The following is a 17,908-nucleotide window of genomic DNA, read 5'->3' as shown; positions in this document are numbered from 1 at the left end:
GACATGAGCACCATTGACATTCTGTCGCCCTCCGGCGACACCGCCGGGACCGTAGAGCTCCCGGCCGAGATCTTCGATGTAGAGAAGATCAGCATCCCGCTGCTTCACCAGGTTGTCGTCGCGCAGCTGGCCGCGGCCCGTCAGGGCACGCACAAGGTCAAGCGTCGTGGCGAGGTCCGTGGTGGTGGCCGCAAGCCTTACCGCCAGAAGGGCACCGGCCGCGCCCGTCAGGGTTCGACCCGCGCGCCGCAGTTCGCCGGCGGTGGCGTCGTCCACGGCCCCACCCCGCGTGACTACTCGCAGCGGACCCCGAAGAAGATGAAGGCCGCGGCCCTGCGCCACGCCCTCACCGACCGGGCCCGCAACGCTCGCATCCACGTCATCACCGGCGTGATCGAGGGCGAGACCCCCTCCACCAAGGCCGCGAAGAGCTTCCTCGGCAAGGTCAGCGAGCGTAAGAACGTGCTCCTGGTCATCGAGCGCTCCGACGAGGCCGCGCTGCTTTCCGCGCGCAACCTGCCCCAGGTCCACATCCTGGAGCCGGGCCAGCTCAACACGTACGACGTTCTCGTCTCGGACGACGTGGTCTTCACCCAGGCCGCTTTCGAGTCCTTCGTGTCTGGCCCCCAGGCCGCTGACACCGAAGGGAGCGAAGCCTGATGGCTACGCGTCACCCGAGCATTGCCTCGAAGGCCGCCAAGGCCGCCAAGGCCGCGCGCGTCGCCAAGGCGAAGCGCCACGAGGCCGAAGGCAAGAACACCGTCGAGACCCCGCTGAGCAAGAGCTTCACGGATCCCCGTGACGTCCTCCTCAAGCCGGTCGTCTCGGAGAAGAGCTACGCGCTGCTCGACGAGGGCAAGTACACCTTCGTCGTGGACCCGCGGGCCAACAAGACCCAGATCAAGCAGGCCGTCCAGGCGGTCTTCTCGGTCAAGGTCACCGGGGTCAACACGATCAACCGTCAGGGCAAGCGCAAGCGCACCAAGACGGGCTTCGGCAAGCGTGCCGACAGCAAGCGCGCGATCGTGACCCTCGCTGAGGGCGACCGTATCGACATCTTCGGCCAGGCCTCCTAACGGAGTGCCCTGGTCCGAATATCGGACGAGGACTGAGAAATGGGAATCCGCAAGTACAAGCCGACTACGCCGGGCCGTCGTGGCTCCAGCGTCGCCGACTTCGTCGAGGTCACGCGGTCCACGCCGGAGAAGTCGCTGGTTCGCCCCCTGCACAGCAAGGGCGGCCGTAACAATTCCGGTCGTGTGACCGTTCGCCACCAGGGTGGCGGACACAAGCGCGCCTACCGAGTGATCGACTTCCGTCGTCACGACAAGGACGGCGTGCCGGCGAAGGTCGCGCACATCGAGTACGACCCCAACCGCACCGCGCGCATCGCGCTGCTTCACTACGCGGACGGCGAGAAGCGCTACATCCTCGCCCCCCGTAACCTGTCGCAGGGTGACCGCGTCGAGAACGGTCCCGGGGCCGACATCAAGCCGGGCAACAACCTGGCGCTCCGCAACATCCCGGTCGGTACCACGATCCACGCGATCGAGATCCGTCCCGGTGGCGGCGCCAAGTTCGCCCGCTCCGCCGGTGCCTCGGTGCAGCTGCTCGCGAAGGAGGGCACCATGGCCCACCTCCGCATGCCGTCCGGTGAGATCCGCCTGGTCGACCAGCGCTGCCGCGCCACGGTCGGCGAGGTCGGCAACGCCGAGCAGAGCAACATCAACTGGGGTAAGGCCGGCCGTAAGCGCTGGCTGGGCGTTCGCCCGTCCGTCCGCGGTGTGGCGATGAACCCGGTTGACCACCCGCACGGTGGTGGTGAGGGCAAGACCTCCGGTGGTCGCCACCCGGTCTCCCCGTGGGGTCAGAAGGAGGGTCGTACTCGTTCGCCGAAGAAGGCTTCGAACAAGTACATCGTCCGCCGCCGCAAGACGAACAAGAAGCGCTAGGAGCGGGTTTAGATGCCGCGCAGTCTCAAGAAGGGACCCTTCGTCGACGGACACCTTGTAAAGAAGGTGGACGTACAGAACGAAGCCGGTACCAAGAACGTCATCAAGACCTGGTCCCGTCGCTCGATGATCATCCCGGCCATGCTCGGCCACACGATCGCGGTGCACAACGGCAAGACCCACATCCCGGTGTTTGTCACCGAGTCGATGGTCGGCCACAAGCTCGGCGAGTTCTCGCCGACGCGCACCTTCCGGGGTCACGTCAAGGACGACCGGAAGTCGAAGCGCCGCTAACGCGGGGTGGAATCGACCATGACAGACACTGGAAGGACAACCATGGAAGCCAGGGCCCAGGCGCGGTACATCCGCGTTACGCCCATGAAGGCCCGCCGAGTGGTGGACCTTATCCGTGGCATGGATGCCACGGAGGCTCAGGCGGTCCTGCGTTTCGCCCCGCAGGCCGCGAGCGTGCCGGTCGGCAAGGTGCTTGACAGCGCCATTGCCAACGCCGCACACAACTACGACCACACCGACGCCGGCAGCCTCGTCATCTCCGAGGCCTACGTCGACGAGGGTCCGACCCTGAAGCGGTTCCGGCCGCGTGCCCAGGGCCGTGCCTACCGGATCCGCAAGCGGACCAGCCACATCACCGTGGTCGTCAGCAGCAAGGAAGGAACCCGGTAATGGGCCAGAAGGTTAACCCGCATGGGTTCCGGCTCGGCATCACCACGGACTTCAAGTCCCGCTGGTACGCCGACAAGCTGTACAAGGACTACGTCAAGGAAGACGTCGCCATCCGTCGGATGATGTCGTCCGGCATGGAGCGCGCCGGTATCTCGAAGGTTGAGATCGAGCGCACCCGTGACCGCGTGCGGGTGGACATCCACACCGCGCGTCCGGGCATCGTCATCGGCCGCCGTGGCGCCGAGGCCGACCGCATCCGCGGTGACCTCGAGAAGCTCACGGGCAAGCAGGTCCAGCTGAACATCCTCGAGGTCAAGAGCCCCGAGACCGATGCTCAGCTGGTTGCCCAGGCCGTTGCCGAGCAGCTGTCCTCCCGCGTCTCCTTCCGTCGCGCCATGCGTAAGAGCATGCAGGGCACGATGAAGGCCGGCGCCAAGGGCATCAAGATCCAGTGCGGTGGCCGCCTCGGCGGCGCCGAGATGTCCCGCTCGGAGTTCTACCGCGAGGGCCGTGTGCCCCTGCACACGCTCCGCGCGAACGTCGACTACGGCTTCTTCGAGGCCAAGACGACCTTCGGCCGTATCGGTGTGAAGGTCTGGATCTACAAGGGCGACGTCAAGAACATCGCCGAGGTCCGCGCCGAGAACGCCGCTGCCCGTGCGGGTAACCGCCCGGCCCGTGGCGGCGGCGCGAGCGACCGCCCGGCCCGTGGTGGTGGCCGTGGTGGCGAGCGTGGCGGCCGCGGCCGCAAGCCGCAGCAGCAGTCCGCGCCGGCTGCCGAGGCCCCCAAGGCCGAGGCTCCCGCCGCCGCTGCCGCTCCGGCTGAGAGCACCGGAACGGAGGCCTGACCGACATGCTGATCCCCCGTAGGGTCAAGCACCGCAAGCAGCACCACCCGAAGCGCCGTGGTCAGGCCAAGGGCGGTACGCAGGTTTCGTTCGGCGAGTACGGCATTCAGGCCCTCACGCCGGCGTACGTGACGAACCGCCAGATCGAGGCCGCTCGTATCGCGATGACCCGCCACATCAAGCGTGGCGGCAAGGTCTGGATCAACATCTATCCGGACCGCCCGCTCACGAAGAAGCCCGCCGAGACCCGCATGGGTTCCGGTAAGGGTTCCCCCGAGTGGTGGGTCGCGAACGTGCACCCGGGCCGGGTCATGTTCGAACTGTCCTACCCCAACGAGAAGATCGCCCGTGAGGCCCTCACTCGCGCAGCCCACAAGCTGCCGATGAAGTGCCGGATCGTCAAGCGCGAGGCAGGTGAAGCGTGATGTCGGCCGGTACCAAGGCGTCCGAGCTGCGCGAACTGGGTGACGAGGAGCTTCTCGCGAAGCTCCGCGAAGCCAAGGAAGAGCTGTTCAACCTCCGCTTCCAGGCGGCGACCGGTCAGCTCGAGAACCACGGGCGGCTCAAGGCCGTCCGCAAGGACATCGCGCGGATCTACACCCTGATGCGTGAGCGCGAGCTGGGCATCGAGACGGTGGAGAGCGCCTGATGAGCGAGAGCAACGTGACTGAGCAGAAGACCGACCGCGGTTTCCGCAAGACCCGTGAGGGTCTGGTCGTCAGCGACAAGATGGACAAGACCGTCGTCGTCGCCGTCGAGGACCGCGTGAAGCACGCGCTGTACGGCAAGGTCATCCGCCGTACCAGCAAGCTCAAGGCCCACGACGAGCAGAACGCCGCCGGCGTCGGCGACCGCGTCCTCCTGATGGAGACCCGGCCGCTGTCCTCGACGAAGCGCTGGCGCATCGTCGAGATCCTCGAGAAGGCCAAGTAATTTCCTGAGGCCCTTGGAAGAAATTCCTGGGGGCCCCTCAGGTTCGTTCCGCCAGGCTCGGGGCGGGACCGTCACAGACGGTCCCGCCCCGGGAACCGGCAGACAAACAGGAGATAGACGTGATCCAGCAGGAGTCGCGACTGCGTGTCGCCGACAACACTGGTGCGAAGGAAATCCTTTGCATCCGTGTGCTCGGTGGCTCCGGTCGCCGCTACGCGGGCATCGGTGACGTCATCGTCGCCACCGTCAAGGACGCGATCCCCGGCGGCAACGTGAAGAAGGGTGACGTCGTCAAGGCTGTCATCGTTCGCACCGTCAAGGAGCGCCGCCGTCCGGACGGCTCGTACATCCGCTTCGACGAGAACGCCGCCGTCATTCTGAAGAACGACGGCGACCCTCGTGGCACCCGTATCTTCGGCCCCGTCGGCCGTGAGCTGCGCGAGAAGAAGTTCATGAAGATCATCTCGCTCGCGCCGGAGGTGCTGTAAGCATGAAGATCAAGAAGGGCGACCTGGTTCAGGTCATCACCGGTAAGGACAAGGGCAAGCAGGGCAAGGTCATTGCCGCTTACCCGCGCGACGAGCGCGTCCTGGTCGAGGGTGTCAACCGGGTCAAGAAGCACACGAAGGCCGGACCGACCGCCAAGGGTTCGCAGGCCGGTGGCATCGTCACGACCGAGGCGCCCGTCCACGTCTCCAACGTCCAGCTGGTCGTTGAGAAGGACGGCAACAAGGTCGTCACGCGCGTCGGTTACCGCTTCGACGACGAGGGCAACAAGATCCGCGTTGCCAAGCGGACGGGTGAGGACATCTGATGGCTACCACCACGACTCCGCGTCTCAAGACGAAGTACCGCGAGGAGATCGCGGGCAAGCTGCAGGAAGAGTTCTCCTACGAGAACGTCATGCAGACCCCGGGCCTCGTCAAGATTGTGGTCAACATGGGTGTGGGCGACGCCGCCCGCGACTCCAAGCTGATGGACGGCGCGATTCGCGACCTCACCACGATCACCGGTCAGAAGCCGGCCGTCACCAAGGCCCGCAAGTCCATCGCGCAGTTCAAGCTGCGTGAGGGTCAGCCGATCGGTGCCCACGTCACGCTCCGTGGCGACCGCATGTGGGAGTTCCTGGACCGCACCCTGTCGCTCGCGCTTCCGCGCATCCGCGACTTCCGTGGTCTGTCCCCCAAGCAGTTCGACGGCCGTGGCAACTACACCTTCGGTCTCACGGAGCAGGTCATGTTCCACGAGATCGACCAGGACAAGATCGACCGCACCCGGGGTATGGACATCACCGTGGTGACCACGGCGACCAACGACGCTGAGGGCCGCGCGCTCCTTCGTCACCTCGGCTTCCCCTTCAAGGAGGCGTAAGCGAGATGGCGAAGAAGGCTCTGATTGCCAAGGCTGCTCGTAAGCCCAAGTTCGGTGTGCGTGGCTACACGCGCTGCCAGCGCTGCGGTCGTCCGCACTCCGTGTACCGCAAGTTCGGCCTGTGCCGCGTCTGCCTTCGTGAGATGGCTCACCGTGGCGAGCTGCCGGGCGTAACCAAGAGCTCCTGGTAGTCCCTGTAATTCAGGGATCCAGGACTCTCGGTAAGTAAAGGGCTCTGTCAGGTGCCCACCTCTCCATGGCTTAGGCTAGGAGGGTTGGGCGCCTGACGCCCAGACGACTTACTACGCCGTAGGTCCCCGCACCGCACCCGTCCCGCCCATGAGTGGGGAGAGGGATGGCGCATACAGGAAACCCCGGCGAGAGAGGCCGAAGGCCAATTCATGACCATGACTGATCCGATCGCGGACATGCTGACGCGTCTGCGTAACGCGAACTCGGCGTACCACGACACCGTGGGTATGCCGCACAGCAAGATCAAGTCGCACATCGCGGAGATCCTCCAGCAGGAGGGCTTCATCACGGGCTGGAAGGTCGAGGACGCCGAGGTCGGCAAGAACCTCGTTCTCGAGCTGAAGTTCGGCCCGAACCGTGAGCGCTCCATCGCGGGCATCAAGCGGATCTCCAAGCCCGGTCTCCGGGTTTACGCGAAGTCCACCTCCCTGCCCAAGGTGCTTGGCGGCCTCGGCGTGGCGATCATCTCCACGTCGCACGGTCTCCTCACCGACAAGCAGGCCGGCAAGAAGGGCGTAGGCGGAGAAGTTCTCGCCTACGTCTGGTAGCGGAAGGGAACGGAGGAAACAGCTATGTCGCGTATTGGCAAGCTCCCCATCACGGTTCCCGCCGGCGTGGACGTCACCATCGACGGCCGTACGGTTGCGGTGAAGGGTCCCAAGGGCACCCTCTCTCACACCATTGCGGCGCCGATCGATATCGCTAAGGGCGAGGACGGCGTTCTGAACGTCACCCGCCCGAACGACGAGCGTCAGAACAAGGCCCTCCACGGCCTGTCCCGCACGCTGGTGGCGAACATGATCACCGGCGTGACCACGGGTTACGTGAAGAAGCTCGAAATCAGCGGTGTCGGTTACCGCGTCCTGGCGAAGGGCTCCAACCTGGAGTTCTCGCTCGGCTACAGCCACTCGATCACGGTCGAGGCGCCCGAGGGCATCTCGTTCAAGGTCGAGAACCCGACGCACTTCTCGGTCGAGGGAATCGACAAGCAGAAGGTCGGCGAGGTTGCGGCCAACATCCGCAAGCTGCGCAAGCCCGACCCGTACAAGGCCAAGGGCGTCAAGTACGAGGGCGAAGTCGTCCGGCGCAAGGTCGGAAAGGCGGGTAAGTAAGCCATGGCATACGGTGTCAAGATTGCTAAGGGCGACGCTTACAAGCGTGCTGCCATCAAGCGTCGTCACATCCGGATCCGTAAGCACATCTCGGGTACGGCTGAGCGTCCGCGCCTGGTCGTGACGCGCTCCAACCGTCACATCGTGGCCCAGGTCATCGACGACGTTAAGGGTCACACCCTCGCGTCGGCGTCGACCCTGGACACCACGATCCGCGGTGGCGAGGCCGACAAGTCGGCTCAGGCGAAGTCGGTCGGCGCCCTGGTCGCCGAGCGCGCCAAGGCCGCCGGTGTCGAGGCTGTCGTATTCGACCGTGGTGGCAACCAGTACGCCGGGCGCATCGCCGCCCTGGCGGACGCCGCCCGCGAAGCCGGACTCAAGTTCTGAGTCGCCCGTCGCGCTAGCGACTTGATTGTCGCTGCGTAGCTAGCGGAAAAAGAGAGAGGTAATCCAATGGCTGGACCCCAGCGCCGTGGAAGCGGTGCCGGTGGCGGCGAGCGGCGGGACCGGAAGGGCCGTGACGGCGGCGCTGCTGCCGCCGAGAAGACCGCGTACGTTGAGCGCGTTGTCGCGATCAACCGCGTCGCCAAGGTTGTGAAGGGTGGTCGTCGCTTCAGCTTCACCGCGCTTGTCGTGGTAGGCGATGGTGACGGCACCGTCGGTGTCGGTTACGGCAAGGCCAAGGAGGTGCCGGCCGCGATCGCCAAGGGTGTTGAAGAGGCCAAGAAGCACTTCTTCAAGGTCCCCCGTATCCAGGGCACCATCCCGCACCCGATCACGGGCGAGAAGGCCGCGGGCGTCGTCCTGCTCAAGCCTGCCTCCCCCGGTACCGGCGTTATCGCCGGTGGCCCGGTGCGAGCTGTCCTGGAGTGCGCCGGCGTTCACGACATCCTGTCGAAGTCGCTCGGTTCTTCCAACGCGATCAACATCGTGCACGCGACCGTGGCGGCCCTCAAGGGCCTGCAGCGTCCCGAGGAGATCGCGGCTCGCCGTGGTCTGCCCCTCGAGGACGTCGCCCCCGCGGCTCTCCTTCGTGCACGTGCCGGGGCGGGTGCGTAATGGCTCGCCTCAAGGTCACGCAGACGAAGTCGTACATCGGCAGCAAGCAGAACCACCGTGACACCCTGCGTTCCCTTGGTCTCAAGGGCATCAACACGCAGGTCGTCAAGGAGGACCGCCCCGAGTTCCGCGGAATGGTTCACACCGTCCGCCACCTCGTGACGGTCGAGGAGGTCGACTGATCATGGCGGAAAACAACCCGCTCAAGATCCACAACCTCCGTCCCGCCCCGGGCGCCAAGACCGCGAAGACCCGTGTCGGTCGTGGTGAGGCGTCGAAGGGTAAGACGGCTGGTCGTGGTACCAAGGGCACGAAGGCCCGCTACCAGGTTCCGGAGCGCTTCGAGGGTGGCCAGATGCCCCTCCACATGCGTCTTCCGAAGCTGAAGGGCTTCCGCAACCCGTTCAAGACCGAGTTCCAGGTCGTGAACCTCGACAAGCTGGGCGCGCTGTACCCGGAGGGTGGCGAGGTCACCGTCGAGGGTCTCGTCGCCAAGGGTGCCGTTCGCAAGAACAGCCTCGTCAAGGTCCTCGGCCAGGGCGAGATCTCCGTGGCGCTGCAGGTGACGGTCGACGCCGTCTCCGGCTCCGCCAAGGAGAAGATCACCGCCGCCGGCGGTACCGTCACCGAGCTCGTCTGATTTCATCAGGCGTCTCGATGACCTGAACGATCCCGACCGGGGATGCCCCACAAAAGGGGCATCCCCGGTTGGTCGTTCCTAGGGGGGCAGTGTCGCCGGTAAGGTGGCCTGCACTGTTAATTTTCGTCCGGCGTGCCTTACGGGAACTCCGGGCGGGCTTTGACTGTTGGTTAGCTGTCAGTCATCCGTCGAACCTCAAGACCGTCACCTCTGACGCAGTAGCGCGGGGGTCGCAGGAGGCACCGTGCTCACCGCGTTCGCCCGGGCGTTCAGGACGCCCGACCTGCGCAAGAAGCTGCTCTTCACGCTCGGCATCATCGTGGTCTACCGGGTCGGTACCCACATTCCGATCCCCGGCGTGGACTACAAGAACGTCCAGTCGTGCATGAACATGGCAGACACGAACCGCGGGCTGTTCAGCCTGATCAACATGTTCAGTGGTGGCGCGTTGCTGCAGATCACCATCTTCGCGCTGGGCATCATGCCGTACATCACGGCGAGCATCATTCTTCAGCTGCTCACCGTGGTCATCCCCCGACTGGAAGCCCTCAAGAAGGAGGGCTCGGCCGGGACGGCGAAGATCACGCAGTACACCCGTTATCTGACGGTCGCCCTCGCCATCCTGCAGGGCACCGGCCTGGTGGCCACCGCCCGCAGCGGCGCCCTCTTCTCGGGCTGCCCCGTGGCGAACCAGATCGTCCCGGACCAGTCCATCTTCACCACCATCACGATGGTCATCACGATGACCGCCGGTACCTGCGTCGTCATGTGGCTCGGTGAGCTCATCACCGACCGCGGCATCGGCAACGGCATGTCGATCCTCATGTTCATCTCGATCGCCGCGACCTTCCCGAGCGCGCTGTGGACCGTCAAGATCCAGGGCAAGCTGGCCGGTGGCTGGATCGAGTTCGGCACGGTCATCGCGGTCGGACTGTGCATGGTCGGCCTGGTGGTCTTCGTCGAGCAGGCGCAGCGCCGGATTCCGGTCCAGTACGCGAAGCGCATGATCGGTCGCCGTTCCTACGGCGGCACTTCGACCTACATTCCGCTGAAGGTCAACCAGGCAGGTGTGATCCCTGTCATCTTCGCCTCGTCGCTGCTCTACATTCCGAGCCTGATCGCCCAGTTCTCGAAGAGCAACTCCGGGTGGAAAACGTGGGTCACGCAGAACCTGACCAAGGGTGACCACCCGGTTTACATCGCGATGTACTTCCTTCTGATCGTTTTCTTCGCGTTCTTCTACGTGGCGATCTCGTTCAACCCCGAGGAAGTAGCCGACAACATGAAGAAGTATGGTGGCTTCATCCCGGGCATCCGGGCTGGTCGGCCGACGGCTGAGTACCTCAGTTACGTACTCAACCGGATCACCTGGCCGGGTTCGCTGTATCTGGGGATCATCGCTCTCGTACCGACAGTGGCGTTGGTTGGTTTCAATGCGAACCAGAACTTCCCCTTCGGCGGTACCAGCATCCTGATCATCGTGGGTGTCGGCCTGGAGACTGTGAAGCAGATCGAGAGTCAGCTTCAGCAGCGCAATTACGAAGGGTTCCTCCGCTGATGCGAATCGTCCTCGTCGGGCCGCCCGGTGCCGGGAAGGGAACGCAGGCCGCGTTCCTCGCCAAGAATCTGGGGATCCCGCACATCTCAACGGGCGACCTGTTCCGTGCCAACATCTCGCGGCAGACGGAGCTCGGCAAGCTGGCGAAGTCCTACATGGACAAGGGCGAACTGGTACCGGACGAGGTCACCATCGCCATGGCCAAGGACCGCATGGAGCAGCCCGACGCGGAGAACGGCTTCCTGCTCGACGGCTTCCCGCGCAACGTCTCGCAGGCCGAGGCGCTCGACGAGATGCTGAGCTCCGAGGGCATGAAGCTGGACGCGGTGCTGGACCTGGAGGTCCCCGAGGACGAGGTGGTCCGCCGTATCGCGGGCCGTCGCATCTGCCGCAACGACTCGGCGCACGTCTTCCACGTGTCGTACAAGACGCCGAAGCAGGAAGGCGTCTGTGACGTCTGCGGCGGCGAGCTGTACCAGCGCGACGACGACTCCGAGGACACGGTCCGGACGCGGCTGGAGGTCTACCACACGCAGACCGAGCCGATCATCGACTACTACAAGGCGCAGGGCCTGGTCGTCACGATCCTGGCTCTGGGCAAGGTGGAAGAGGTCACGGCGCGCGCGATGGAGGCGCTGTCCCGCGAGGACGCCTAGTCCGTGCGGGACCGGCTCCGCGGTACACGCGTATCGCGGGGTGCGTGAAGCAGTACGTCGCGTCGGCCGCGGCACCCTCACCGGGTGCCGCGGCCGACGTATGAGGGGAGCGGGGCGAGGGCCCCGCGCGAGGCGTGGTCCAGGATCCCGGGCGGGGTCGGTCCAGTCCCCCGTATCGTTGGAGCAGTCCGTAGTCCCGGTCCAGAAAGGCCGCAGCCACCATGGTGCAGATCAAGACCCCCGAGCAGATCGCCAAGATGCGTGAGGCGGGGCTGGTCGTCGCGGCGATCCATGCGGCCACGCGGGAAGCGGCGGTGCCCGGTGCGACCACGCGGGACCTGGACGAGGTCGCCCGCAAGGTGCTCGCGGAGCACGGCGCCAAGTCGAACTTCCTCGGGTACGGCGGTTTCCCCGCGACGATCTGCACCTCGGCCAACGAGGTCGTCGTGCATGGCATCCCGGACGACAAGACCGTCCTGAAGGACGGCGACATCATCTCCATCGACGCCGGCGCGATCGTGGACGGCTGGCACGGCGACGCGGCGTTCACGGCGTTCGTGGGCACCGGCCACGCGCCGGAGCTGATCGAGCTCTCCCGGGTGACCGAGGAGTCGATGTGGGCGGGTATCGCGGCCATGAAGGTGGGCAACCGCCTGGTGGACGTCTCCCGGGCCATCGAGACCTACATCCGCCGGCAGCCGAAGCCGGGCGGCGGCAAGTACGGGATCATCGAGGACTACGGCGGCCACGGCATCGGCACCGAGATGCACATGGACCCGCACCTGCTGAACTACGTCGAGCGCAAGCGGGGGAAGGGACCGAAGCTGGTCCCCGGGTTCTGCCTCGCGATCGAGCCGATGGTGTCGCTCGGCACGCCGCGCACGGACGTGCTGGAGGACGACTGGACCGTGATCACCACGGACGGGACCTGGTCCTCGCACTGGGAGCACTCCGTGGCGCTGACGGCGGAGGGGCCGCTGGTCCTCACCGCACCCGACTGCGGCAGGGCGAAGCTCGCCGAGTACGGCGTCACGGCGGCACCCGACCCCCTCGCGGGCTGAAGCGCCGCCCGCAACCGCGTTCGCGAGATCCCTTGAAATCGATCTCGCGTTCGATATATGCGGCGCTTTTCCGTCCGCTTCCTTTCCTCGACAACCGTGCAATCGGTCGGCCCCGCCCCTCGCGCATACCGCGCGTACGGGTGGGGCATCGTCATGAGTGGTGAAGGAGCCGGAGGCGAATTCGTCTTTCCGGGGGCCCTGACGTAGACTGACTCGTCGGCTCTCGTGCACCCGCATGTCTGCATGCGCTCGCGCGAAGTCGATCAAGGTAGTCGATTCGAAGGGCAAAGCGTGGCCAAGAAGCAAGGTGCCATCGAGATCGAGGGCACTGTCGTCGAGTCTCTCCCGAACGCCATGTTCAAGGTAGAGCTCCAGAACGGCCACCAGGTCCTGGCGCACATCAGCGGCAAGATGCGCATGCACTACATCCGCATCCTCCCTGACGACCGGGTCGTGGTGGAGTTGTCTCCGTACGACCTGACGCGCGGCCGGATCGTCTACCGCTACAAGTAGATCTTGCCTTGCTCCGTGTCCCGGTTCCGGGGCGCGGGGGGTGGCACTGACCCGGAGAACCTCACCTAATGAAGGTCAAGCCGAGCGTCAAGAAGATCTGCGACAAGTGCAGGGTGATCCGCCGTCACGGTCGGGTCATGGTCATCTGCGAAAACCCGCGCCACAAGCAGCGCCAGGGCTGACGCACGACCGCACCTTCTGCACCCGCAGATACTTCGCGCGACGCAGCAGTACATGTTCATACGCAGGATCCAGGGCTGAGTCTCATCAGGCCTGACACCCCCGGTCGGAGGCCGGGGACCCGGTTCGTACCGAATCCTCGACCCCTCGGGTCGGAGGACGACGGCGGGCGGGATCCGGTTCTGCGGAAGACCTCCGAACGACAACTGGAGCCATTGAATGGCACGCGTTTCCGGTGTTGACATCCCGCGCGAAAAGCGCGTGGAGGTCGCCCTCACCTACGTGTTCGGCATCGGCCGGACCCTTTCCCAGCTGACGCTGGCCGAGACTGGCGTGAACCCCAACACGCGCGTTCGTGACCTCTCCGAGGAGGAGCTGGTCAAGATCCGCGAGTACGTGGACGCCAACATCAAGACCGAGGGTGACCTCCGTCGCGAGATCCAGGGCGACATTCGCCGCAAGATCGAGATCGGCTGCTACCAGGGCATCCGCCACCGTCGTGGCCTGCCCGTGCACGGTCAGCGCACCAGCACGAACGCTCGTACCCGCAAGGGCCCGCGTCGCGCGATCGCCGGCAAGAAGAAGCCGGGCAAGAAGTAGTCCTCAGCGGACAACGCTTCATCAGCGGTCTTCGCTGTAGGACCGACCACCTCCCCGTAGGAGAAATAGATGCCCCCCAAGGGTCGTCAGGGCGCTGCCAAGAAGGTGCGCCGCAAGGAAAAGAAGAACGTCGCTCACGGGCACGCTCACATCAAGAGCACGTTCAACAACACGATCGTCTCGATCACGGACCCCGCGGGCAACGTGATCTCCTGGGCCTCCGCCGGCCACGTCGGCTTCAAGGGCTCGCGCAAGTCCACCCCCTTCGCCGCGCAGATGGCCGCCGAGTCGGCTGCCCGTCGCGCGCAGGAGCACGGCATGCGCAAGGTTGACGTCTTCGTGAAGGGCCCGGGCTCCGGTCGCGAGACCGCGATCCGCTCCCTCCAGGCCACTGGCCTCGAGGTCGGCTCGATCCAGGACGTCACCCCCACCCCGCACAACGGCTGCCGTCCGCCGAAGCGCCGCCGCGTCTGACGCACGGCCGCTCGGTCGTCGTTCTCGACGGCCCTGTGCTGGTTCGAGGTTTCCGGGCGGTACGGCTCCGTAAAAGGGCCGTATCGCCCGTACCCTTGCTGTACCCGGCCTCTTGTGAGGCGCGGTTCCGTCGGGCGTCAAATAGCGGGCGTCCACGAAAGAAGGATCTGATCACCACATGCTGATCGCTCAGCGTCCCTCGTTGACCGAAGAGGTCGTCGACGAATTCCGCTCCCGGTTCGTGATCGAGCCGCTGGAGCCGGGCTTCGGCTACACCCTCGGCAACTCCCTGCGCCGCACCCTCCTCTCGTCGATCCCCGGCGCTGCTGTCACCAGCATCCGCATCGACGGTGTCCTGCACGAGTTCACCACCGTGCCGGGCGTCAAGGAGGACGTCACCGACCTGATCCTCAACATCAAGCAGCTCGTCGTCTCCTCGGAGCACGACGAGCCGGTCGTGATGTACCTGCGCAAGCAGGGCCCGGGTCTGGTCACCGCCGCCGACATCGCGCCCCCGGCCGGTGTCGAGGTCCACAACCCCGACCTCGTCCTCGCCACGCTCAACGGCAAGGGCAAGCTGGAGATGGAGCTGACCGTCGAGCGCGGTCGCGGCTACGTCTCCGCCGTCCAGAACAAGCAGGTCGGTCAGGAGATCGGGCGCATCCCGGTCGACTCGATCTACTCGCCGGTGCTGAAGGTCACGTACAAGGTCGAGGCGACCCGTGTCGAGCAGCGCACCGACTTCGACAAGCTGATCGTCGACGTCGAGACCAAGCAGGCCATGCGTCCCCGTGACGCCATGGCGTCGGCCGGTAAGACCCTGGTCGAGCTGTTCGGTCTGGCCCGCGAGCTCAACATCGACGCCGAGGGCATCGACATGGGCCCGTCCCCCACGGACGCCGCCCTCGCCGCTGATCTCGCCCTGCCGATCGAGGAGCTGGAGCTCACCGTTCGGTCGTACAACTGCCTCAAGCGTGAGGGCATCCACTCCGTGGGTGAGCTCGTCGCCCGCTCCGAGGCCGACCTCCTGGACATCCGCAACTTCGGTGCGAAGTCCATCGACGAGGTCAAGGCGAAGCTGGCCGGCATGGGCCTGGCCCTCAAGGACAGCCCGCCCGGATTCGACCCGACCGCCGCCGCCGACGCCTTCGGCGCCGACGACGACGCGGACGCGGGTTTCGTGGAGACCGAGCAGTACTGATCCCGGTACTGGGACGGCTTCCGTCCTCCGGGGTCCTTCGGGACCCCGGATCTTCGACGGGCAATCGCCCGCTCGGACACTGTCCCCGGTACCTGATACGGCCGGGGCAGACACCTAGGAGAAACCATGCCGAAGCCCGCCAAGGGTGCCCGTCTGGGCGGCAGCGCCGCGCACGAGAAGCTGCTCCTCGCGAACCTCGCGAAGTCGCTCTTCGAGCACGGCCGCATCACCACCACCGAGGCCAAGGCCCGTCGCCTGCGTCCCTACGCGGAGCGTCTGGTCACCAAGGCGAAGAAGGGTGACCTTCACAACCGCCGTCAGGTGCTCTCGGTGATCACGGACAAGAGCATCGTGCACACGCTCTTCACCGAGATCGGCCCGCGTTACGAGAACCGCCCGGGTGGCTACACCCGTATCACCAAGATCGGTAACCGTCGTGGCGACAACGCGCCCATGGCTGTCATCGAGCTGGTGGAGGCCCTGACCGTGGCCCAGCAGGCCACCGGTGAGGCCGAGGCGGCCACCAAGCGTGCCGTCAAGGAGACCGAGGCCCCGGCCAAGGTCGAGGACACCAAGGTCGAGGACGCCGCCGAGGCTCCCGCCGAGGAGTCGAAGGACGCCTGAGGCACTGCCTTGCTGTGAGCGGGTCCGTCCCTTCGGGGGCGGGCCCGCTTTCGCGTTTCCGGGGAGGAACCCGGGCTTGAGAGGATCTAGGTGTGAGTGACGAAGCGGAGCCCGGGTTCGTGCGGGTGCGGTTGGACCTGTCGTACGACGGGAGCGAGTTCTCCGGGTGGGCCAAGCAGGCCGGCGGACGCAGGACCGTCCAGGGGGAGATCGAGGACGCGCTGCGGACGGTGACGCGGACCAAGGACACGACGTACGAGCTCACCGTGGCCGGGCGGACCGACGCAGGGGTGCACGCGCGCGGCCAGGTGGCCCACGTCGACCTCCCCGAGGAGTTGTGGGCCGAGCACCGGGAGAAGCTGCTGAAGCGGCTGGCCGGGCGGCTCGCCAAGGACGTGCGGGTGTGGTCGCTCACCGAGGCGCCGACGGGCTTCAACGCCCGCTTCTCGGCGGTCTGGCGGCGCTACGCCTACCGCGTCACCGACGAACCCGGCGGGGTCGACCCGCTGCTGCGCAGTCATGTCCTGTGGCACGACTGGCCGTTGGACGTGGACGCCATGAACGAGGCGGCCGGGCGGCTGCTGGGGGAGCACGACTTCGCCGCCTACTGCAAGAAGCGCGAGGGTGCGACGACCATCCGTACGCTTCAGCAACTGAGCCTGGTGCGCGGGGCGGACGGTGTCATCACCGCCACCGTGCGGGCCGACGCCTTCTGCCACAACATGGTCCGGTCGCTGATCGGCGCCCTGCTGTTCGTGGGGGACGGGCACCGCGGTCCCGACTGGCCGGGGAAGGTGCTCGCCGCCGGCGTACGGGACTCGGCCGTCCATGTCGTACGGCCGCACGGGCTGACGCTCGAAGAAGTCGGTTACCCCGCGGACGAGTTGCTGGCCGCGCGGAGCTTGGAGGCCCGGAACAAGCGGACGTTGCCGGGAGCCGCCGGATGCGCGGGCTGCTAGGGCGTGTTTCGAAAGTCCCGTCTGGCTCGCGACGCCTGGCACGGCCCCTCGCCGCGTTGTCGGGATCGCCCGAGTACGCCCAGTACGCGGACGACCCTCCGCCTTGCGATGCACCGCACCAGACGCCGCGAGCCCCGCCCTCCGGGCGGACGACGCTACTTTCGAAACACGCCCTAGCACCCGCCGGGCCCGCCGGTTGGGCACCTCGCCGGTGAACGCCTCGGCGGGGAGCGCGGCTTCGGCGGTGAACGCCTCAACTGCCGTGTGCGGTACGGGGGCGGCGGCCGTGGCCGCCGCCCGGAGCCGCTACTGGTTGGCCGCCGCGGAGGCCTGGGCCTGGCCACGCCTGCTGATCTGGCGGAAGGCGAACTCCGCGAGATCGTCGCCGGTGGTGAACACCTTGGTGTCCTTCGTCGTCACGTCCTTGCCGGCGGTGAAGCCGGCGAGGGTGAAGTAGGCGTAACGACCGTAGGAGTTGGTGGTCGAACGGCAGACGGCCGAGTCGCAGAACGGTTTGATGCCGTTGCCCGAGAGCGAGGCGATGATGCTCTTGTTGTCCGCGTCCGCCTTGGCCTTGCTCGCTTGGGCCTCGGTGTCGAAGACCGCGACGCCGACCGTCACCGCCACCCCGTCCTTGACGTAGGTGACGCGCATGAAGCGGGTGCAGCCGTCCTTGTTGAGGACCGGCGGCAGCGTGCCCTTGGCGGCCGAGGCGCATTTCTTCGTGTCGGCCGTCGGACCCTTGCGGTAGACGCGGTCGCCCATGGTGAGCTGCGTACCGGGGAAGAGGATGTCCGGGCTCAGCGGCGCGGTGTCCTTCTGCGCGCTGGATATGAACTGCTTCGGATCCAGCGGCGGCGGAGCCGAGGTCGGCGCGAAGGACGGCGCCGGTGTCGTGGAGCCAGGGATGTCCGCGCTGGCGGGCAGTTTGGACGGCTGGTTCCCCGCCTGGTTGTTCCCGTTCGCGTTGGCGACGGCCATGGCCACGGCGGCGCCCACCGCGACGGTGGCCAACGCCCCGCCCACGGTGAACAGCACTTTGCGGCGCCTGTTGCGTGTTTCGGAAGCCTCTGCCATTGCGGCCCAGTCGGGATTCCCGCCGGACCGCTGATTGCCCCACTGAGGCTGTTGCTGAGACCCCGGCTTCCAGGGGTCCCACGGGGGCTGCCCCTGCCCACCCTGCCCATAACTCATGCGCCGCATCTTAGACGGGCGTTGGGGGGTGCCGGTC

The 17,908-nt window shown here is 66.3% G+C and carries 30 protein-coding genes; 29 read left to right on the top strand and 1 reads right to left on the bottom strand.

Annotation, left to right across the window (positions count from 1 at the left end; translation table 11 throughout):
* Positions 1 to 3 precede the first annotated feature (3 nt).
* From rplD to truA, 29 genes are all read left to right on the top strand, one after another.
* Positions 4 to 660 carry a 50S ribosomal protein L4 gene (gene rplD / locus OHT01_RS16830; protein WP_037627000.1) on the top strand — a complete coding sequence of 219 codons (657 nt, stop codon included), beginning with the start codon at positions 4 to 6 and terminating at the stop codon, positions 658 to 660.
* Positions 660 to 1,076, top strand: coding sequence for a 50S ribosomal protein L23 (gene rplW, locus OHT01_RS16825; protein ID WP_037626998.1), 417 nt, complete (start codon positions 660 to 662; stop codon positions 1,074 to 1,076). Before rplD ends, rplW begins: the two co-directional genes overlap by 1 nt.
* A 39-nt stretch (positions 1,077 to 1,115) precedes the next feature.
* Complete coding sequence (gene rplB, locus OHT01_RS16820; RefSeq protein ID WP_153289116.1) at positions 1,116 to 1,952, top strand: 50S ribosomal protein L2; 837 nt, start codon at positions 1,116 to 1,118, stop codon at positions 1,950 to 1,952.
* Between the two features lie 12 nt (positions 1,953 to 1,964).
* Entirely contained in the window at positions 1,965 to 2,246 is a 282-nt protein-coding gene (rpsS, locus tag OHT01_RS16815) for a 30S ribosomal protein S19 (RefSeq protein ID WP_024755409.1), read from the top strand.
* 42 nt (positions 2,247 to 2,288) lie between these two features.
* On the top strand, positions 2,289 to 2,636 hold the full coding sequence (gene rplV / locus OHT01_RS16810; protein WP_006604878.1) for a 50S ribosomal protein L22: 348 nt from the start codon (positions 2,289 to 2,291) through the stop codon (positions 2,634 to 2,636).
* Positions 2,636 to 3,484 (top strand): 30S ribosomal protein S3, encoded by an 849-nt coding sequence (rpsC, locus tag OHT01_RS16805; protein WP_328553960.1) that lies wholly within the window; start codon positions 2,636 to 2,638, stop codon positions 3,482 to 3,484. The genes rplV and rpsC overlap by 1 nt, the downstream gene beginning before the upstream one ends.
* A gap of 5 nt (positions 3,485 to 3,489) precedes the next feature.
* Positions 3,490 to 3,909 (top strand): 50S ribosomal protein L16, encoded by a 420-nt coding sequence (gene rplP / locus OHT01_RS16800; RefSeq protein WP_099500627.1) that lies wholly within the window; start codon positions 3,490 to 3,492, stop codon positions 3,907 to 3,909.
* A complete protein-coding gene (rpmC, locus tag OHT01_RS16795) occupies positions 3,909 to 4,133 on the top strand; it encodes a 50S ribosomal protein L29 (protein ID WP_003998824.1) in 225 nt (74 codons plus the stop codon). Before rplP ends, rpmC begins: the two co-directional genes overlap by 1 nt.
* A complete protein-coding gene (rpsQ, locus tag OHT01_RS16790) occupies positions 4,133 to 4,417 on the top strand; it encodes a 30S ribosomal protein S17 (RefSeq protein ID WP_037626988.1) in 285 nt (94 codons plus the stop codon). The genes rpmC and rpsQ overlap by 1 nt, the downstream gene beginning before the upstream one ends.
* Positions 4,418 to 4,536: 119 nt before the next feature.
* On the top strand, positions 4,537 to 4,905 hold the full coding sequence (rplN, locus tag OHT01_RS16785; RefSeq protein WP_003998823.1) for a 50S ribosomal protein L14: 369 nt from the start codon (positions 4,537 to 4,539) through the stop codon (positions 4,903 to 4,905).
* Positions 4,906 to 4,907: 2 nt separating this feature from the next.
* On the top strand, positions 4,908 to 5,231 hold the full coding sequence (gene rplX, locus OHT01_RS16780) for a 50S ribosomal protein L24 (RefSeq protein WP_007494760.1): 324 nt from the start codon (positions 4,908 to 4,910) through the stop codon (positions 5,229 to 5,231).
* Positions 5,231 to 5,788, top strand: coding sequence for a 50S ribosomal protein L5 (gene rplE, locus OHT01_RS16775; RefSeq protein WP_328553959.1), 558 nt, complete (start codon positions 5,231 to 5,233; stop codon positions 5,786 to 5,788). Before rplX ends, rplE begins: the two co-directional genes overlap by 1 nt.
* 5 nt (positions 5,789 to 5,793) lie before the next feature.
* A complete protein-coding gene (locus tag OHT01_RS16770) occupies positions 5,794 to 5,979 on the top strand; it encodes a type Z 30S ribosomal protein S14 (protein WP_003948630.1) in 186 nt (61 codons plus the stop codon).
* A gap of 210 nt (positions 5,980 to 6,189) precedes the next feature.
* Positions 6,190 to 6,588 (top strand): 30S ribosomal protein S8, encoded by a 399-nt coding sequence (gene rpsH / locus OHT01_RS16765; protein ID WP_190037509.1) that lies wholly within the window; start codon positions 6,190 to 6,192, stop codon positions 6,586 to 6,588.
* Between the two features lie 24 nt (positions 6,589 to 6,612).
* Positions 6,613 to 7,152, top strand: a complete 540-nt coding sequence (rplF, locus tag OHT01_RS16760; protein ID WP_328553958.1) for a 50S ribosomal protein L6 — start codon at positions 6,613 to 6,615, stop codon at positions 7,150 to 7,152.
* A 3-nt stretch (positions 7,153 to 7,155) separates the two neighbouring features.
* On the top strand, positions 7,156 to 7,539 hold the full coding sequence (rplR, locus tag OHT01_RS16755; protein ID WP_060901491.1) for a 50S ribosomal protein L18: 384 nt from the start codon (positions 7,156 to 7,158) through the stop codon (positions 7,537 to 7,539).
* 66 nt (positions 7,540 to 7,605) lie between these two features.
* Positions 7,606 to 8,211 carry a 30S ribosomal protein S5 gene (gene rpsE / locus OHT01_RS16750; protein WP_006376045.1) on the top strand — a complete coding sequence of 202 codons (606 nt, stop codon included), beginning with the start codon at positions 7,606 to 7,608 and terminating at the stop codon, positions 8,209 to 8,211.
* On the top strand, positions 8,211 to 8,393 hold the full coding sequence (gene rpmD, locus OHT01_RS16745) for a 50S ribosomal protein L30 (RefSeq protein ID WP_055553514.1): 183 nt from the start codon (positions 8,211 to 8,213) through the stop codon (positions 8,391 to 8,393). The genes rpsE and rpmD overlap by 1 nt, the downstream gene beginning before the upstream one ends.
* A 2-nt stretch (positions 8,394 to 8,395) precedes the next feature.
* Positions 8,396 to 8,851: a 50S ribosomal protein L15 gene (gene rplO, locus OHT01_RS16740; RefSeq protein WP_189190330.1), complete on the top strand. Its 456-nt coding sequence runs from the start codon at positions 8,396 to 8,398 to the stop codon at positions 8,849 to 8,851.
* Between the two features lie 244 nt (positions 8,852 to 9,095).
* A complete protein-coding gene (gene secY, locus OHT01_RS16735) occupies positions 9,096 to 10,409 on the top strand; it encodes a preprotein translocase subunit SecY (protein WP_328553957.1) in 1,314 nt (437 codons plus the stop codon).
* Positions 10,409 to 11,065: an adenylate kinase gene (locus tag OHT01_RS16730; protein ID WP_328553956.1), complete on the top strand. Its 657-nt coding sequence runs from the start codon at positions 10,409 to 10,411 to the stop codon at positions 11,063 to 11,065. Before secY ends, OHT01_RS16730 begins: the two co-directional genes overlap by 1 nt.
* A gap of 221 nt (positions 11,066 to 11,286) precedes the next feature.
* The gene (gene map / locus OHT01_RS16725) at positions 11,287 to 12,126 is read left to right on the top strand and encodes a type I methionyl aminopeptidase (RefSeq protein ID WP_328553955.1); all 840 of its coding nucleotides are present in this window, start codon (positions 11,287 to 11,289) and stop codon (positions 12,124 to 12,126) included.
* Between the two features lie 291 nt (positions 12,127 to 12,417).
* Positions 12,418 to 12,639, top strand: coding sequence for a translation initiation factor IF-1 (gene infA / locus OHT01_RS16720; RefSeq protein ID WP_003948620.1), 222 nt, complete (start codon positions 12,418 to 12,420; stop codon positions 12,637 to 12,639).
* A gap of 68 nt (positions 12,640 to 12,707) precedes the next feature.
* Positions 12,708 to 12,821: a 50S ribosomal protein L36 gene (gene rpmJ, locus OHT01_RS16715; protein ID WP_003998809.1), complete on the top strand. Its 114-nt coding sequence runs from the start codon at positions 12,708 to 12,710 to the stop codon at positions 12,819 to 12,821.
* 217 nt (positions 12,822 to 13,038) lie between these two features.
* Positions 13,039 to 13,419, top strand: a complete 381-nt coding sequence (gene rpsM / locus OHT01_RS16710; RefSeq protein ID WP_081218901.1) for a 30S ribosomal protein S13 — start codon at positions 13,039 to 13,041, stop codon at positions 13,417 to 13,419.
* Between the two features lie 69 nt (positions 13,420 to 13,488).
* Positions 13,489 to 13,893 carry a 30S ribosomal protein S11 gene (gene rpsK, locus OHT01_RS16705; RefSeq protein WP_006376016.1) on the top strand — a complete coding sequence of 135 codons (405 nt, stop codon included), beginning with the start codon at positions 13,489 to 13,491 and terminating at the stop codon, positions 13,891 to 13,893.
* Between the two features lie 178 nt (positions 13,894 to 14,071).
* Positions 14,072 to 15,094 carry a DNA-directed RNA polymerase subunit alpha gene (locus tag OHT01_RS16700; protein WP_003966937.1) on the top strand — a complete coding sequence of 341 codons (1,023 nt, stop codon included), beginning with the start codon at positions 14,072 to 14,074 and terminating at the stop codon, positions 15,092 to 15,094.
* 126 nt (positions 15,095 to 15,220) lie between these two features.
* A complete protein-coding gene (gene rplQ, locus OHT01_RS16695; protein ID WP_266761767.1) occupies positions 15,221 to 15,718 on the top strand; it encodes a 50S ribosomal protein L17 in 498 nt (165 codons plus the stop codon).
* A gap of 92 nt (positions 15,719 to 15,810) precedes the next feature.
* Entirely contained in the window at positions 15,811 to 16,677 is an 867-nt protein-coding gene (gene truA, locus OHT01_RS16690; protein ID WP_328553954.1) for a tRNA pseudouridine(38-40) synthase TruA, read from the top strand.
* A gap of 306 nt (positions 16,678 to 16,983) precedes the next feature.
* Here truA and OHT01_RS16685 read toward each other — a convergent pair whose 3' ends face one another.
* Positions 16,984 to 17,871, bottom strand: coding sequence for a hypothetical protein (locus tag OHT01_RS16685; RefSeq protein WP_328553953.1), 888 nt, complete (start codon positions 17,869 to 17,871; stop codon positions 16,984 to 16,986).
* Positions 17,872 to 17,908: the final 37 nt, after the last annotated feature.

The sequence above is a fragment of the Streptomyces sp. NBC_00358 genome (assembly GCF_036099295.1).
GTDB lineage: Bacteria > Actinomycetota > Actinomycetes > Streptomycetales > Streptomycetaceae > Streptomyces.
This window is presented reverse-complemented; position numbering and strand designations above follow the sequence as displayed.

Excerpts from the sequence above, each read along its gene's own strand:
- rpsE (WP_006376045.1), top strand. The coding sequence starts at position 7,606 with ATGGCTGGACCCCAGCGCCGTGGAAGCGGTGCCGGTGGCGGCGAGCGG.
- rplB (WP_153289116.1), top strand. The coding sequence starts at position 1,116 with ATGGGAATCCGCAAGTACAAGCCGACTACGCCGGGCCGTCGTGGCTCC.
- rpmC (WP_003998824.1), top strand. The coding sequence starts at position 3,909 with ATGTCGGCCGGTACCAAGGCGTCCGAGCTGCGCGAACTGGGTGACGAG.
- rplE (WP_328553959.1), top strand. The coding sequence starts at position 5,231 with ATGGCTACCACCACGACTCCGCGTCTCAAGACGAAGTACCGCGAGGAG.
- rpmJ (WP_003998809.1), top strand. The coding sequence starts at position 12,708 with ATGAAGGTCAAGCCGAGCGTCAAGAAGATCTGCGACAAGTGCAGGGTG.
- rpsQ (WP_037626988.1), top strand. The coding sequence starts at position 4,133 with ATGAGCGAGAGCAACGTGACTGAGCAGAAGACCGACCGCGGTTTCCGC.
- OHT01_RS16700 (WP_003966937.1), top strand. The coding sequence starts at position 14,072 with ATGCTGATCGCTCAGCGTCCCTCGTTGACCGAAGAGGTCGTCGACGAA.
- rplD (WP_037627000.1), top strand. The coding sequence starts at position 4 with ATGAGCACCATTGACATTCTGTCGCCCTCCGGCGACACCGCCGGGACC.
- OHT01_RS16685 (WP_328553953.1), bottom strand. The coding sequence starts at position 17,871 with ATGAGTTATGGGCAGGGTGGGCAGGGGCAGCCCCCGTGGGACCCCTGG.
- rpsC (WP_328553960.1), top strand. The coding sequence starts at position 2,636 with ATGGGCCAGAAGGTTAACCCGCATGGGTTCCGGCTCGGCATCACCACG.
- OHT01_RS16770 (WP_003948630.1), top strand. The coding sequence starts at position 5,794 with ATGGCGAAGAAGGCTCTGATTGCCAAGGCTGCTCGTAAGCCCAAGTTC.
- rpsH (WP_190037509.1), top strand. The coding sequence starts at position 6,190 with ATGACCATGACTGATCCGATCGCGGACATGCTGACGCGTCTGCGTAAC.
- rpsK (WP_006376016.1), top strand. The coding sequence starts at position 13,489 with ATGCCCCCCAAGGGTCGTCAGGGCGCTGCCAAGAAGGTGCGCCGCAAG.
- rplX (WP_007494760.1), top strand. The coding sequence starts at position 4,908 with ATGAAGATCAAGAAGGGCGACCTGGTTCAGGTCATCACCGGTAAGGAC.
- OHT01_RS16730 (WP_328553956.1), top strand. The coding sequence starts at position 10,409 with ATGCGAATCGTCCTCGTCGGGCCGCCCGGTGCCGGGAAGGGAACGCAG.
- map (WP_328553955.1), top strand. The coding sequence starts at position 11,287 with ATGGTGCAGATCAAGACCCCCGAGCAGATCGCCAAGATGCGTGAGGCG.
- rplW (WP_037626998.1), top strand. The coding sequence starts at position 660 with ATGGCTACGCGTCACCCGAGCATTGCCTCGAAGGCCGCCAAGGCCGCC.
- rpsS (WP_024755409.1), top strand. The coding sequence starts at position 1,965 with ATGCCGCGCAGTCTCAAGAAGGGACCCTTCGTCGACGGACACCTTGTA.
- rplF (WP_328553958.1), top strand. The coding sequence starts at position 6,613 with ATGTCGCGTATTGGCAAGCTCCCCATCACGGTTCCCGCCGGCGTGGAC.
- rplP (WP_099500627.1), top strand. The coding sequence starts at position 3,490 with ATGCTGATCCCCCGTAGGGTCAAGCACCGCAAGCAGCACCACCCGAAG.
- rplQ (WP_266761767.1), top strand. The coding sequence starts at position 15,221 with ATGCCGAAGCCCGCCAAGGGTGCCCGTCTGGGCGGCAGCGCCGCGCAC.
- rplV (WP_006604878.1), top strand. The coding sequence starts at position 2,289 with ATGGAAGCCAGGGCCCAGGCGCGGTACATCCGCGTTACGCCCATGAAG.
- rpsM (WP_081218901.1), top strand. The coding sequence starts at position 13,039 with ATGGCACGCGTTTCCGGTGTTGACATCCCGCGCGAAAAGCGCGTGGAG.
- rpmD (WP_055553514.1), top strand. The coding sequence starts at position 8,211 with ATGGCTCGCCTCAAGGTCACGCAGACGAAGTCGTACATCGGCAGCAAG.
- rplR (WP_060901491.1), top strand. The coding sequence starts at position 7,156 with ATGGCATACGGTGTCAAGATTGCTAAGGGCGACGCTTACAAGCGTGCT.
- rplO (WP_189190330.1), top strand. The coding sequence starts at position 8,396 with ATGGCGGAAAACAACCCGCTCAAGATCCACAACCTCCGTCCCGCCCCG.